The sequence below is a fragment of the Oleiphilus sp. HI0080 genome, from assembly GCF_001635135.1.
The window spans coordinates 1-408 of sequence record NZ_LWFU01000142.1 but is presented as its reverse complement, the minus strand read 5'-3'; the positions used below and the strand labels follow the sequence as shown (position 1 = coordinate 408).

The window sequence follows — 408 nt, the reverse complement described above, 5'->3', positions numbered from 1 at the left end:
GGCACTACATGATCAGGAAAATAAACCGAGGTTCCGCGCTTGTTGGCCTCGATATCAAGAGGACTATTGATACTGACGTAATGACTGACGTCGGCAATCGCAACATACAGACGCCATCCACCCTCGGTGCGTCGCTCACAGTAAACTGCGTCATCGAAGTCTCGCGCATCCTCACCATCAATGGTGACCAAAGGTAAATGACGAAGATCTATTCTTGCGACCTTGTCGTCTTCAGTGACCTCTGCTTTGAAATTCTCGATCTGCTCAACAAGGTCAGCAGGCCACTCATTCGGGATGTTATGAGAGCGAATAGCCACTTCGATCTCCATACCTGGCGCCATATGATCACCAAGCACCTCCAACACCTCGCCAATCGCATGCTCTCGCTTGGAGGGGTATTGCAGAATT

General features: G+C 50.2%; 1 protein-coding gene. It reads right to left on the bottom strand.

Annotation, left to right across the window (positions count from 1 at the left end):
- The coding region (locus A3751_RS01695; protein WP_156492178.1) for an RNB domain-containing ribonuclease at window positions 1-408 on the bottom strand (408 nt) is incomplete at both ends.